This window comes from Kitasatospora sp. NPDC127035, from assembly GCF_042726075.1.
In the GTDB taxonomy this organism is placed as follows: Bacteria; Actinomycetota; Actinomycetes; order Streptomycetales; family Streptomycetaceae; genus Kitasatospora.
The window spans coordinates 1-13185 of sequence record NZ_JBHXDN010000093.1; the positions used below are offsets into that span (position 1 = coordinate 1).

Consider the following 13185-nt stretch of genomic DNA (forward strand, 5'->3'; position numbering starts at 1 on the left):
CGCGGTCGGGCCGCGCGCAGCGGCGGGAACACGGGCCGGCGGGGGGGGGGGGGGGGGGGGTGGGGGGGGGGGGGGCGGGGGGGCGGGGGGGGGGGGGGGGGCCGGCCGGGCGGGTGCCGCCGCCGGGGCGGCCGGCGGCCGGTCCGGGCGGGGTGGACCCGTCGGCGCGGGCGAGGGCACGGGCGCCGCACTCCGGACCGGGGAGGGTGACGGCGGGGCCGACGGCGACGCCGCGACCGTGACCGGAGCGGCCGGCACCACCGCCGGCACCGCCGGCACCGTGACCGGCGTCGGCACAGCGGTCGGCGGCGGCACCGACGTCGGGGTCCACGTCGGCGCAGCGGTCTGACCGGGCGCAGCGGTCTGAGTCGGCGCAGCGGTCCACGTCGGCGTGGCGGTGGGCGACGGCACTGCGGTCGGCGACGGCGAAGGAGCGGGCGGCGACGGCGAAGGCGACGGCGAAGGGCAGTGCGTCGCGGGGAAGGTCGGGTGCGCCGGCCACGACGGATGCGGCCACGACGGCCACCGGGGTGGCACCGGCGGCACCGGCAGCGGGGGCCCCGCGGGAACCGGTGGCCCCACGGGAACCGCGGCCTCCGGGCCGCTGGCATAGTCCATCGCCCGATTGTCGGACCGCCCCGGCTCCCACGTCAGCCCCTGACGGCCCGTCACCCACCCGTACGGCCGCCAAACCCATCCCCCCGGTGAACTCGCGGCCCCCGCACCGCGAACGAACGACCGATGCGGGACAATCTGTGCGCCGATTCCCGCCCCGCCCCCGACGCACCCTCGTGCCCGGTGTAAGCGTCGTGGCATACTCCGGGACGTGACGACTTCCACCGGTGCGACGAGGGCCCTGCGGGCCGCGGTGTTCACCGCGCTCGCCGTGCCGTTGTCCGCACTGGGCCAGGTGGTCATCACCGGTCGTCCACTGCCGATCGTCCTGGTGGTGGCCGCGACGGTCGTCGTCTTCGTGCTGGCGGCCGCCCTGGCCGGCGGCGAACGGCGGTTGCTGCACATCGCGGCCGTGATGGTTCCGGTCGAGCTGCTGCTCAACACCACCTTCAACCTGGGCCAGGCCGGCTGCGGCCCGGCCCTCGCCCCCGACCACCTCCCCGCCCGCGGCATGAACCTCCTGGTCTGCGGCGGCGGTTCGGTGGACGGCTCGCTGTTCTCCGGGCCGTTGGGGCACTCCGGGCCGCTGGCGCCCGCCGCCACCCAGTTGCTGCTCCTGCTGGTGCACCTGCTGGTCGCGCTGGCCGCCTCCGCCTGGCTGCGGCTGGGCGACGCCGCCCTGTCGGGTCTCGCCCGCGCCCTGCGCGTGCTGCGCCAGTCGCTCGCGGCCCCGCTGCGGGCGCTGTTCCTGCTGCTGGCCCCGGTGCCGGCCCGGCCGGTGCTGCGGGTTCCGCTGCCGGTCCCGGACCGCCGCCGACCGCGCCGCGAGGACGTGGTGCTGAGCCCGGCACCGCGCCGCGGGCCGCCGGTCCTCGCGCCTGCCTGCTGACGGCCCCGAGCCCGAAGTCCCGATCCCCCGGCTCCCCTAGCCCCGCGTTCCGAGCCCGCCGGCTCCGACCCCGCAGGGCCCGGTCCCGGCCGCCCCGACGCCCCACGGCGCGGGCTCCGATGGCCCCCGGGCGAGCTCCGCACAGGCAGCGCGCGACTCCGCCGTTCCACCGACCCCGCCCCTACCGGCCCGCCGGCGCCCCGCGCCCGCGCCGCGCCGAGGCGGCCCCTTCCGCACCTCCCGGTGCGTCCCACAACGGAGTTGACCCGTCATGGCACAGTCCGACCAGAAGCCCGGCACCAAGCAGCCGTCCCGCAAGCAGTCCCAGAAGATCAGCGCCCGCGAGCGGATCCAGGAGGCCCAGCGCCAGGAGAAGCAGTCCGCCCAGCGCCGTCAGCGGATCGTCGTCGGGGTGTCGATCGTCGTCGTGCTCGCCCTGGCCGGGGGCACCGCGCTCGCAATCAGCGCGGCCGGCGACGACAAGTCCTCCGCGGACACGGCCGCCGCGGAACCCACCGCGCTGGTCGTCCCGGCCAACACCTCCGGCCCGGACGGAACGGTGATCACCTACGGCAAGGCGGACGCCGCGCACACCCTCCAGGTGTTCGAGGACTTCCGCTGCCCGGTCTGCAAGGGCTTCGAGGCCGCCAACGGCGAGGCCGTCAAGAAGCTGGCGGACGACGGCACCGTCAAGGTCGAGTACCACCTGGCCGCGTTCCTCGACAAGAACCTCGGCGGCAAGGGCTCGCGCACCGCGCTGGCCGCCATCGGCGCCGCGGCGAACGAGGGCGTCGACAAGTTCAAGGCCTACCACGACGTGCTGTACGCCAACCAGCCGGAGGAGCGCGACGACGCCTTCGGCGACGTCAACCACCTGCTCGAACTCGCCGACAAGGTACCGGGTCTGAAGACGGACGCGTTCGTCAAGGCGGTCACCGACCGGACGTACGCGCCGTGGGCGAAGAAGGTCGCGGACGCCTTCAACGACAGCGGGGTGACGGGCACGCCGACGGTGAAGGTGGACGGCAAGCCGCTCACGCTGTTCAGCGGGAACCGCGCGGTGACGCCGGAGCAGTTCACCGCCCAGGTGAAGCAGGCCGCGGGTTTGTCGTGAGCACCACCGGCCCGGCCGACTCGCGGCCGGGCCGGCCCCTTCCCACCCCCGGAGTGCTCTGCCATGACCGCCCCGACCGCCGTGCCCCGCTCCTCCCGTCCCGCCCCCGCCGACCCCGCCGACCCCGCTCCTCCGGGCCCGGCCCCGATCGGCGCGGGCCGCGCGTTCTCACTGCTCGTCCTCCTCGGCGGACTGATCGGGCTGGCCGCCTCGGCCGTCCTGACCTTCGACAAGCTCCGCATCCTGGAGGACCCCTCCTACATCCCCAGCTGCAACATCAACCCGGTGATCAGCTGCGGGTCGGTGATGCGCACCGAGCAGGCCGAGGTCTTCGGCTTCCCGAACCCGCTGCTCGGGCTGGCCGCGTTCGGCGCCCTGGCGGCGATCGGCGCCGGGCTGCTCGCCGGGGCGGCGTACCGGCGCTGGTTCTGGCTCGGGCTGCAGGCCGGCACGCTGTTCGGACTGGGCTTCGTGCACTGGCTGATCGACCAGGCGCTGTACGACATCGGCGCGCTCTGCCCGTACTGCATGGTGGTCTGGGCAGCGGTGGTGGCGCTGTTCTGGTACACGACGCTGCACAACCTGCGCTCCGGGGTGATACCGGTCGGACCGAGGTTCCGGGTGGTCGTGCGGGAGGCCGCCCGCTACCACTGGGCGGTACCGGTGCTCTGGGCCGCGGTGATCGGCCTGCTGATCCTCAACCGCTTCTGGTACTACTGGTCGACCCTCCTCTGACGGGGACCTCCGCGAGCTGACGCGGCGTCAACTCCTCCGCCGGGGCGGCAGGGTCTCCGCCCCGGCGGAGCGGTTCGACCGGCCTCCCGCGCGCGGCTGCTCCGCCCGGGTCGCACCCGGTCCGGCCATCACCTGCACGGGCGAACATCCCGCGCGGCCCGCCGGACCGGCCCGGACGATGGAGAGCGACCCCTCGCCCGAGTCGTCGTTCTCCCGAGGCGGGGTCGTTCGGCCGTCGGCCGGGCGCCGATCCCCGACGCTCCGGTGGCCCCGGCCGTCCCAAGCCTCCCGAGGAGAGAAGACCATGGCCAGTCAGGGACCCACCTTCGCCATCAGCACCGCGGACCTCACCCTCGACGACGAGGGGCGGGTGCACATCCAGAACCCGGAGCTCGCCGAGTCGGTCGTGGCCGCCATGGCCTCGTCGCCGAACGCGTCGGCCCGCGCGACCACCAACAACTGTCACGGCGGCAACTGCGCCAAGGGCTGCGGCAAGTCGGTGGAGAGGTGACCGGCTCCACCGGCGAACCCTCGCCCTTCGACCGGGAGTTCGCCGAATCCGTGCGCAGCGACCGGCTCCAGCTGATCCTGCTGCCCACCGAGCAGTGCAACTTCCGCTGCACGTACTGCTACGAGGACTTCGCGATCGGCCGGATGGCCCCCGAGGTGGTCGCCGGGGTGAAGAACCTCATCGACCGGCGCGCCGCCGGACTGCGGCACCTCCAGGTGTCGTGGTTCGGCGGGGAGCCGATGCTGGCCCGCCCGGTCATCGAGGAGGTGACCGCGCACGCCCGGGCGGCGCAGCGGCGCCACCCCGGCCTCGGCTACGAGAGCGACATGACCACCAACGGCTACCTGGTCGACGGCCGGACGGCCGAACGCCTGGCGGGCCTCGGCGTCCGGGCCTACCAGGTGTCGCTGGACGGCCCCGCCGCGTTCCACGACCTGACCCGGGTGCGGGCCGACGGCCGGGGGACGTTCGAGCAGGTCTGGCGCAACCTGGAGGAGGTCCGGGCCGGCTCCGCCGACGTACGGATGCTGCTGCGGGTCCACCTCACCCCGGAGAACCTGCCGGTGATGCCGGAGTTCCTCGCCCGGATCCGGGACACCTTCCTCGACGACCCGCGGTTCTCCGTCTTCCTGAAGCGCGTGGTCCGTCTGGGCGGCCCCAACGACGACACCATGGACGTGCTCGACTCCGACGACGGGAAGATCGCCGGGCTGCGGGCGCTGCTGACCGAGGGCGGCGGCGAGGAGCGGCTGTTCGCACCGGAGGAGGTCTGCTACGCCGCGCGCGCCAACTCGCTGCTGGTGCGGGCGGACGGCCGGCTGGGCAAGTGCACGGTGGCGCTGTCCGACCCGGCCAACGACATCGGCCGGCTGCGGCCGGACGGCTCGGTGGAGATCGACAATCCGCGGCTGCGCCCGTGGCTCCAGGGCTGGGCCGCGCGCGACCCGGAGCTCAACGCCTGCCCGTACGCGGCGTTCACGCGCCAGTCGGAGCCGGAGCCGAAGCCGCTGCTCCAGATCTCGAAGCGCCCGTTGGCGGCGGCGTCCGTCTGACCGCGCCGGCCCGGGGCCCGGCCGCACACGCGCGGCCGGGCCCCGGGCGTCAGCCGAAGACGGCCCGCCGGAAGGCGTTGCGCAGATCGGTGAGCGGCTGGAACTCCCGGTCGTAGTGGACCTTGTTGGTGAGCAGCAGCGCCCAGCGGCCGAGCCGTCGGGAGATCCAGATCCCGGTGCCGGTGAAGCCGTAGTGGACGAAGGTGCCCTCCGCCGGATCGGTGCCGGCGGCGCAGAGCCAGGAGAGACCCCTCGCGGGCTCCAGGCCGCCGGTCTGCTCGCGCAGCGACTCGGTGATCCACTCCTCGCCCCAGGGCAGGCCGGGCGGCGGGTCGAGCAGCGCGGTGAGGAAGCGTTCCAGGTCACGGGCGGTGGAGAAGGCGCCGGCGTTGCCGGAGACGCCCCCGAGCAGCCGGGCCGAGGGGTCGTGCACGACCCCGCAGAGCTCGGTGCCGGCCAGCTCCTCGTACTCGGTGGGCGCGGTGCGGGCGGCGAGTTCCGGGCCGAGCGGGCCGTAGCGGGTGTCGGACATCCCGAGCGGGCGCCAGACCTGGCGGGCGGCGAGCTCGTCGAGCGGCGATCCGGCCAGCGAGCCGACCAGGTGGCCGAGGAGGACGGCGGCCCGGTCGGTGTACTCGACGGCCGTCCCGGGCGCGCGGTACAGCGGGGCGTCGAGCACGCCGGCCAGGATCACCGCCGGGTCCCGCCCGTAGAGCTCGACGAACCGGGTGCGCAGGGGCATCCCGGCGGTGTGGGTGAGCAGCTGACGGACGGTCACCTCACCGGCGGTCCGGCCGGCGACCTCCGGCCAGAAGTGGCCGAGGGGCCGGTCGAGCGGGAGCCGCCCGGACTGCCGGAGCACCCCGGCGCACGGCCAGAGCGCGACGATCTTGGTGATGCTGGCCACGTCGAAGAGCGTGTCGTGGTCCATCTCCCGCGCGCCGTAGGGGCCCTGGCCCAGTACCCCGGACCGCCCCCGGCCGCGGACGCCGCCGGCGTCACCGACCGACCAGACGCCACCGGTCCCGACGCCGGCCAGTCCGGCCGTCACCAGCCGGTCCACCACACCTGCGGGTGCCGCGAGTTCGGGCAGTGCTTCCGGTCCGCTCATCAACTGCCGCCCCCGTCTGCCGACTCCCCCGGGGGGAGCCTACCCGCGCGGGCACCGGTCAGACCGTTGCCGCACCGAACTCCTTGCCCATGCAGACCGACTGCGGGTGCTCGCGGTAGATGCCGAACTTCTGGATCGCCGCGTACCCCTCGGAGGCGTACAGGGCGATGGCCTCGGGCTGCTCGGTCCCGGTCTCCAGGACGAACCTGGTCCGCCCGGCCTCGGCCGCGGTCAGCTCCAGCCGGCGCAGCACCGTGCGGGCCAGGCCGCGGCCGCGCGCCTCGGGGCGGACGAACATCCGCTTCAGCTCGGCGTCGCCCGCCCGCAGCCCGTGCGGACCGGCCTCCTTGGCGCGCCAGCCACCGCAGGCGACCGGCTCGCCGTCGAGGTAGGCGATCAGGAAGAGGCCGTCCGGCGCCTCGAAGTGGTCGGGGTGCAGCTCGGTGAGGTCGCCCTCGCCGTAGCGGCGGACGTACTCCTCCTGCACCTCCGCCGAGAGGCGCTGGGCGTCGGGGTGGCCGTAGCCGGTGACGCGGATCTCGATGCTGTCGTCCTTGGCGTCCCGCAGGGCGCTGCTGCCGGTGGTGCTCTCCATGGTCGACAAGCCTACGGCCCCGGCTCAGCGACCCTCGAACCGGGCGACCAGCTCCTCCTTGCCGAACATCCGGGCGGTGTCGACGGCCGAGGGGGTGCCGGCGGAGGGGTCGGCGCCGCCGCCGAGCAGCACGGCGAGGACGTCGTCGGCCCCCTTGAAGACGGCGCCGGCGAGCGGGGTCTGGCCCCGGTCGTTGGCCCGGTTCGGGTCGGCGCCGCGCTCCAGCAGGGCGGTGACGGCGGCGGCGTGGCCGTGGTAGGCGGCGAGCATCAGCAGCGTGTCACCGCGGTCGTTGGTGAGGTCCGCCGGGGCTCCGGCGTCGACGTAGGCCGCGAGGGTCGCGGTGTCGCCGGCCCGGGCCGCGTCGAACAGCTTGCCGGCCAGCGCGATCACGTCGGCGTCGGGGGTGTCGGTCATCTCTGGGGCCTCTTTCGGGGTCTCGTCTCGTCCTGCGGTTCGGTGGTCGCGCCCGTCGCACCGTAGCGGCCGGACCCGTACGCGATCCAGCACGCTTCCGGATCCCGGATGCCGCCGCTCCCGCGCGTACCGCACGCGGGCCGGAAGGTTGCGCGCCCGTTCGAGCGAACTTCCGGGGACCCCCGGAAACTTCCCGACCCGCGGACGGGAATGTGTCGGCGCCCGGAACGGCGCGGCCCGCGGCTCCCCGGAGCCCGGTCCGCCTACCGCCACCCGGGTCACGAATCGGAGTAATCAGGGAAAACCACCCATTTGCACCGTTCCATCATCTATTACTTTTTGTCACGATTAAGGCACTTTCGGTAACACTGCCCCTGTCCCCCCTCCCCGAGGAGCAGAACGTGATCCTCTCGATTTCCGGCATCGTCCTGTTCGGCACCATCGCCTTTCTCTTCTTCCGCAGGGACGGACTAAAGGTCTCCCACGCCATCGTCTGCGCCCTTCTCGGCTTCTACATCGCCGGCTCCTCGATCGCACCGAGCATCACCGCAGGCGGCGCCAGCCTCGCCAGCCTGCTCGGCGGCCTCAAGTTCTAGCGCTTGTCCGACCCCGCCACTCCCCCGTACGGGCCCGGGCGCGGATCCCACCGCCCCCGGGCCCCGTCGTTGGATCAAGCCCAGTTCCGCCCGACCGTCCCATTCGCCCGGGGAGCCCGGAATGCCGCTCAACCGCCTACCGCTCAGCAAGGGCCGCGACCTCGTCCGCACGGCCGGCGACCACGCCTCCGACATGTTCGCGCCGCTCACCGTCATCGGCCGTGGCATGCGCCACCACGTCGCCTGGGCCAAGGCCCGCTGGCAGGCCACCCCCAAGGAACGCCGCGGGCCCACCGCGTTCCTGGTCGCCGCCATGCTGCTCGGGATCTACCTGCTGCCGCACGGCCTGCTGTTCGCCCTGGTGGCCCTGATGGCCAGCGCCGCCTGGGCCGGCCGGGGCCCCCGGACACCCCCCGGCCCGCCCGAGCCGGACGTCGCCGACGTCAAGCTCGGCGCGCTCTACGCCGCCCTCACCCCGTACCTGTCGGGGCCGGACGACCTCAACCCGCTCTACCGTCACGAGGGCGGCTACCAGGACGCCTTCGGCGGCTGGGAGTTCGACGGCGAGGGCCGGCTCTCCCGGCTGGAACTGGCCTACCCCGCCTACTTCACCGACACCGAACCGGCCGCCCGGGCCCGGATCGAGCAGGTCGTCCAGGGCAAGGCCGGCCGCGCCCGGGAGTACCGCTTCGACTGGGACGAGGAGTCCAACAAGCTGCGGATCGCCGCGCTGGCGCCGCTGCCCACCGACATCGCCGCCCAGCGGTTCGTGACCGCGCCCGGCGAGATCGTGCTCGGCTTCACCGACGGGGACGGCAGCGCCCGGACCATCCCGGTCCACCAGGGCGGCGCCGTCACCCAGCAGCCGCCGGTGATCTGGCGCACCGGGCCGCGCTCCGCCGAGCCCCACCTGCTCGCCCTCGGCGTGAGCGGCTACGGCACCTCCAGCCTGATCCGCTCGGTCGCCCTGCAGGCGCTGCCCTACGCCGACCTGGTGGTGATCGACGGCGCCGGCACCGGCGAGCACGCCTGCCTGGTCAACCGCCCCGGCGTGCACACGGTGGAGACCAGCCTGCACGGCGCGCTGGCCGCGCTGCAGTGGACGGCCCAGGAGACCGAGCGCAGGCTCGGCGCCCTGAACGCGGCCCGGCACGCCGGCGTCGCCCCGCCCGAGGACGTCGTCCGCCCGCTCTGGCTGCTGCTCGACCACCCGACCGAGCTGAGCGAGCTGGCCCACGCCGAGGGCCGCCCCGACCCGCAGGACCTGCTGGAACTGCCGCTGCGGCACGGCCGGGCCGCCCGGGTCACCGTCGTCGTCGCCGACGACGTCGAGGCCCGGGACCGGATCACCCCGAGCGTCCGGGCCACCACCCGGGCCCGCGTGGTGCTCGGCCCGACCGGCCCCGCCGAGGGCCACGCCGCGCTCGGCACCCCGCTGGACATCGTGCCCGCCGCACACGCCCCCGCCGGGCGCGGCTACGCCCGGATCGGCACCGGCACCCCGGTCCGCCTCCAGGTGCCGGCCACCGTCGACCCGCTGGACGAGGACGCGCCCGCCCAGCTGCGGGACGCGGTGATCGCCCTGCTGCCGCACCGCGACACCCGCACCGAGGCCGCCGCCCCGGTCGAGGCGCCGCCGCGCCCGGACGGTCCGCCGACCGTGCCGGTGGAGCTCGACGCGGACCCGCGCGCCGGGGTGGACCTCGCCAAGGGGCCGTCCGCGCTACGCTTCCGCCCGCTCGCCTGACCCGCTCGGTCCGGGCCGCCGGGCCCCTCCGGCGGGTCCGGCCCACTCGGCCGGGCGGGCGGAACGTGAGGGCTTCGGGAGGGGCGGCGCAGGCCGCCGGTTCCCGCCCCGGTACGCTCGTCCGGGAAAGGCCGACCGATCACCAGATGTGAAATAGGTGACACCTGGGGTGATATCACCGGCCAGATGTGACAAATCGGGCGCCGGTGGGTACAAACAGGGGCGGCACGACAGACGACGCATGTCCCGGGACGGGAATCTTCGTCGGAAGCCGAGCGTTGACCGAACGACGAAGAACAACGACCACTAGTCCTGTGGGCCATAAGCCCGGGAGGCACGATTCATGAGCGAGCGAGCTCTCCGCGGCACGCGACTCGGGGCCACTAGCTACGAGACCGACCGCGGTATCGATCTGGCTCCGCGCCAGACCGTCGAGTATGCATGTCAGAACGGACACCGATTCGAGGTTCCTTTCTCGGTCGAGGCGGAGATCCCCTCGGCGTGGGAATGCCGCTTCTGCGGCCAGGAGGCGGTACTCCTCGACGGTGACGAGCCTGAGGAGAAGAAGACCAAGCCGACGCGTACCCATTGGGACATGCTGATGGAGCGCCGGACGCGCGAGGAGCTGGAGGAGGTGCTGGCCGAGCGGCTGGCCGTGCTCCGCTCCGGCGGGATGAACCTCGCGGTGCACCCGCGGGACACCCGCAAGAGCGCCTGACCCCGCTCCCGCGGCCCGGCGGGAGCACGCGAAAAGGGACCCTGGCCTCCAGGGTCCCTTTCGCGTTGCCCGCATCCTGCCCGGAATCGCCTCGGAGCTCCCCGGGAAGCCCCCCGGGGTGGGGCCACGGCCGCCGGGGGCGTGCGAGCCCTCCGGCGGCCGTGCGGCCGAGGCCGAGCCGGTCAGCCGTTGATCGGCGGGCGGTAGGCGGTGTCCGGGCCCTGCGCGTCGCGCGGGCCGCTGCCCGGCTCCACGACCTCGCCCTGGATCACCTTGCCGTCCGGGCGGTGGATGCGCAGCTGCTCCTGGAGCCGCATCGCGTCCGCGAACGGGTCGGCGCCGACCGAGGAGGTCGAACGCAGCGCCTTGTCCGCGAGCCGGCGGCCGGCCGCCCGCCAGAGCACCCGGGTCGGCGGGAACAGCAGGGTGAGCGCCAGGGCGTCCGAGAGGAAGCCCGGCACGATGAGCAGCAGGCCCGCCAGCACCGTGAGGCTCGCGCCGGTCTGGGCCTGCTGCGACTGCGGGTCGCGGCTCTGCTCGATCGCCGCCGACAGGGCCTTGAGTCCGGCCCGCTTGATCAGCGAACCGCCGATCACCGCCCCGGCGATCAGCAGCAGGACGACGGTCAGGCCGCCCAGCCAGGATCCCACCTGGACCAGCAGCCAGATCTCCAGGACCAGCCAGGCGGTGACCACCAGCGGCAGCACCCGCCGGAGCTTCGAGCGCGGCGCCGGACGGGCGGGGGTAGCTTGCTGGGTCACGGTACGAATCCACTCCTAGCGGTGCTCTGCGCGCCGCACGGGAGGTCCGGACCGGCTACGGCACCAACTGCTCCAACGATCGCCCGTCGGCCGGTGTTCCGTCGGTCCGCGCGCCGGCCTCCGGACGCCGGCGACGGGTGACCAGTACCGCCCCGCCGCAGGCCAGCAGGCCGGCCAGGGCGAGCGTCCACTCGGGCGCGGCGCCCAAGCGGTTGGCGACGGTCGTGCCGTCGCGCAGCGGGACGGTGGCGGACAGCTCGGCGGCGGTCAGCTCCTCGGTCCGCTGGACGACCGTGCCGTCCGGGGCGATCACCGCGCTGATGCCGCTGGTGGCGGCGATCAGCACGGCCCGGCCGTGCTCCACCGCGCGCAGTCGGCTCATCGCCAGCTGCTGTTCGGGCTGGCCGGTCCTCGCGTAGGTGGCGTTGTTGGTCTGGACGACGAGCACCCGGGCGCCCTGGTCGACGGTGTCGCGGACGATCTCGTCGTAGGCCACCTCGAAGCAGATGACGTCGCCGATCCGGGCCGGGCCGAGCTGCATCACGCCGTTGTGGTCACCGGGGTAGAAGTCGCGGGCGACCCGCTGGAGCCGGGTGATCACCTTGGACAGCTGGTCGCGGAACGGCACGTACTCGCCGAACGGCACCGGGTGCTGCTTGGTGTAGGAGGCGCCGGGGCCGGTCTTCGGGTCCCAGACGATGCCCTCGTTCTGGACGTGCTGCTCGTCCGGGCCGTCGACCAGGGTGCCGACCAGGGTGGGCACGCCGATGGCCTTCACCGCCTCGTCGATCCGCCGGTAGGCGAGCGGGTCGCTGAAGGGGTCGAGGTCGGAGGAGTTCTCCGGCCAGATCACGAGGTCGGGCTTCTCGGCGCGGCCGGCCGCGATGTCGGCGGCGAGCTTCTCGGTGGCGGCGGCGTGGTTGTTGAGGACCATCATCGGGCGGCCGAGGAAGTCCATGCCGGGGTTGGGCACGTTGCCCTGGATGACGGCGACCTTGACGGTCTCGGCGGGCGCGGTCGGCACGGGCACGAGGAAGCCGGCGAGCATCATGGCGACGGCGCCGAGAAGCCCGGCGGCGGCCGGGCGCGGGTGCCCGGCGCGGCCCCGGCCGGGCAGCCGCAGGACGGCCCAGGCGAGCAGGGTGCCGGAGAGGGCGACCGCGAAGGTCACCAGCGGGGCGCCGCCGAGCGCCGCCAGCGGGGTGAAGGGCGTGGCGGTGTTGGCGAAGGCGAGCCGGCCCCAGGGGAAGCCGCCGAGCGGCAGCCGGTCACGGGCCCACTCCTGGGTGATCCAGAGGCAGGCGCCCCAGAGCGGCCAGACGGGCAGCCGGGAGGTGACCGCGAGACCGGCACCGAGGGCGGCCAGGAACAGCGCCTCGACGACCGAGAGGCCGACGGTGGCGTCCCAGCCGATCACCCGCAGCCAGCTGAGCAGCATCAGGAAGAACGGCAGTCCGAAGGCGAAGCCGGTCCAGGCACCCTGCCGCACGGTGCGGCCCCGGGTGAGCAGGGAGAGCGCGGCGACGCCGAGCAGCGAGAGCGGCCAGAGGTCGTACGGCGGGAAGGCCAGGGCGAGCAGGAGCCCGGCGAGCACGGCCAGTGCGGTGCGGGGCAGACCGGCCCGGACCTTGGCGAGCCCGCGGACGGCCCGGCCTTCGCGAGGGGTCCCGTCTGGGGTCTCGGATGCGGTCCCGGACCGCTCCGGGGGGACGGGCATGGCCACCGTCGCACCATCTCTCTCGGTGCCGCCGCGGAGGTGCACGGACGGCTGTTCGGACGCTGTCCGAAGAAGGTACCCCGTCAGGACACCGAACCGTGAGGTGAGGGTCGCTTCGTACCGCTTCAGCGCGGGCCGTAGCGGACCTCGCGCAGCGGCCAGTCGGCGTCGAGCCAGGCGGACACGGCGCGGTACAGCGGGGCGTCCAGCTCGGCGCGGTCGGCGCGGACCCAGGAGCTGACCTTGGCCACGGCCGGCTCCTCGCGGTCCGGGTAGACGTAGACGCAGCCGATCACGGCGTCGCCGGGGACCTCGCGGACGGTGTAGGTGAAGCCCCTGCGGGCGGCGAAGTCGGCGGCGTGCCGGCGCAGGTCGGCGAGGTTGCGGTCGAGGGGCATGCCCTCGACCGGGGGCCAGTGGCCGTGGCCGAAGCCGGGGGTGGCGCGGATGTGTTCGATGCTGCCGCTCCAGGCGGCGTGGTCGGCCTCGTTGTGCTGCTCGCCGAGGGGCTCCAGGCGGAACCCCTCGGCGCGCAGCTCGCGCGGCACGGCGAAGCCGGCGGGGACGAACGCGGGTGCGGTGGTGTGATCGGTCATGCCGGTCACGC

General features: G+C 74.5%; 14 protein-coding genes. 8 read left to right on the top strand and 6 right to left on the bottom strand.

Translation table 11 applies throughout. The features are described from left to right. Positions 1 to 826: 826 nt before the first annotated feature. From ACFWIC_RS37390 to ACFWIC_RS37410, 5 genes are all read left to right on the top strand, one after another. A complete protein-coding gene (locus ACFWIC_RS37390) occupies positions 827 to 1504 on the top strand; it encodes a hypothetical protein (protein ID WP_355408985.1) in 678 nt (225 codons plus the stop codon). A 271-nt stretch (positions 1505 to 1775) separates the two neighbouring features. Next, positions 1776 to 2618, top strand: a complete 843-nt coding sequence (locus ACFWIC_RS37395; RefSeq protein ID WP_329952594.1) for a thioredoxin domain-containing protein — start codon at positions 1776 to 1778, stop codon at positions 2616 to 2618. A 63-nt stretch (positions 2619 to 2681) separates the two neighbouring features. Continuing rightward, positions 2682 to 3353, top strand: a complete 672-nt coding sequence (locus tag ACFWIC_RS37400) for a vitamin K epoxide reductase family protein (protein ID WP_329952593.1) — start codon at positions 2682 to 2684, stop codon at positions 3351 to 3353. A gap of 304 nt (positions 3354 to 3657) precedes the next feature. Continuing rightward, positions 3658 to 3864, top strand: coding sequence for a hypothetical protein (locus ACFWIC_RS37405; RefSeq protein WP_329884248.1), 207 nt, complete (start codon positions 3658 to 3660; stop codon positions 3862 to 3864). Then, on the top strand, positions 3861 to 4916 hold the full coding sequence (locus ACFWIC_RS37410; RefSeq protein WP_380521452.1) for a radical SAM protein: 1056 nt from the start codon (positions 3861 to 3863) through the stop codon (positions 4914 to 4916). Before ACFWIC_RS37405 ends, ACFWIC_RS37410 begins: the two co-directional genes overlap by 4 nt. Before the next feature lie 49 nt (positions 4917 to 4965). Here ACFWIC_RS37410 and ACFWIC_RS37415 read toward each other — a convergent pair whose 3' ends face one another. Genes ACFWIC_RS37415 through ACFWIC_RS37425 form a run of 3 tightly spaced genes read right to left on the bottom strand, consistent with a single transcriptional unit; the run spans position 4966 to position 7039 of the window. After that, positions 4966 to 6027 carry a serine hydrolase domain-containing protein gene (locus ACFWIC_RS37415; protein WP_329952591.1) on the bottom strand — a complete coding sequence of 354 codons (1062 nt, stop codon included), beginning with the start codon at positions 6025 to 6027 and terminating at the stop codon, positions 4966 to 4968. A 58-nt stretch (positions 6028 to 6085) separates the two neighbouring features. Continuing rightward, the gene (locus ACFWIC_RS37420) at positions 6086 to 6622 is read right to left on the bottom strand and encodes a GNAT family N-acetyltransferase (protein ID WP_380521454.1); all 537 of its coding nucleotides are present in this window, start codon (positions 6620 to 6622) and stop codon (positions 6086 to 6088) included. A 24-nt stretch (positions 6623 to 6646) separates the two neighbouring features. Further along, positions 6647 to 7039 carry an ankyrin repeat domain-containing protein gene (locus tag ACFWIC_RS37425; RefSeq protein WP_329952589.1) on the bottom strand — a complete coding sequence of 131 codons (393 nt, stop codon included), beginning with the start codon at positions 7037 to 7039 and terminating at the stop codon, positions 6647 to 6649. A gap of 401 nt (positions 7040 to 7440) precedes the next feature. On the opposite strand from ACFWIC_RS37425, the gene ACFWIC_RS37430 reads away from it, so the two are divergent. The 3 genes from ACFWIC_RS37430 to ACFWIC_RS37440 all read left to right on the top strand — a co-directional run bounded on the left by ACFWIC_RS37430 (position 7441) and on the right by ACFWIC_RS37440 (position 10100). Continuing rightward, positions 7441 to 7635: a hypothetical protein gene (locus ACFWIC_RS37430; protein WP_327674940.1), complete on the top strand. Its 195-nt coding sequence runs from the start codon at positions 7441 to 7443 to the stop codon at positions 7633 to 7635. 121 nt (positions 7636 to 7756) lie between these two features. Continuing rightward, positions 7757 to 9382 carry a hypothetical protein gene (locus ACFWIC_RS37435; RefSeq protein ID WP_355408998.1) on the top strand — a complete coding sequence of 542 codons (1626 nt, stop codon included), beginning with the start codon at positions 7757 to 7759 and terminating at the stop codon, positions 9380 to 9382. Between the two features lie 343 nt (positions 9383 to 9725). Then, entirely contained in the window at positions 9726 to 10100 is a 375-nt protein-coding gene (locus ACFWIC_RS37440) for an RNA polymerase-binding protein RbpA (RefSeq protein WP_030396357.1), read from the top strand. A gap of 182 nt (positions 10101 to 10282) precedes the next feature. On the opposite strand, the gene fxsA is transcribed toward ACFWIC_RS37440, so the two are convergent. The 3 genes from fxsA to ACFWIC_RS37455 form a co-directional block, all read right to left on the bottom strand. Then, the gene (gene fxsA, locus ACFWIC_RS37445) at positions 10283 to 10861 is read right to left on the bottom strand and encodes an FxsA family membrane protein (protein WP_380521456.1); all 579 of its coding nucleotides are present in this window, start codon (positions 10859 to 10861) and stop codon (positions 10283 to 10285) included. Between the two features lie 55 nt (positions 10862 to 10916). After that, positions 10917 to 12578: an apolipoprotein N-acyltransferase gene (lnt, locus tag ACFWIC_RS37450; protein WP_380521458.1), complete on the bottom strand. Its 1662-nt coding sequence runs from the start codon at positions 12576 to 12578 to the stop codon at positions 10917 to 10919. A 125-nt stretch (positions 12579 to 12703) separates the two neighbouring features. Continuing rightward, positions 12704 to 13174 carry an N-acetyltransferase gene (locus tag ACFWIC_RS37455; RefSeq protein ID WP_380521460.1) on the bottom strand — a complete coding sequence of 157 codons (471 nt, stop codon included), beginning with the start codon at positions 13172 to 13174 and terminating at the stop codon, positions 12704 to 12706. Between the last annotated feature and the right edge of the window lie 11 nt (positions 13175 to 13185).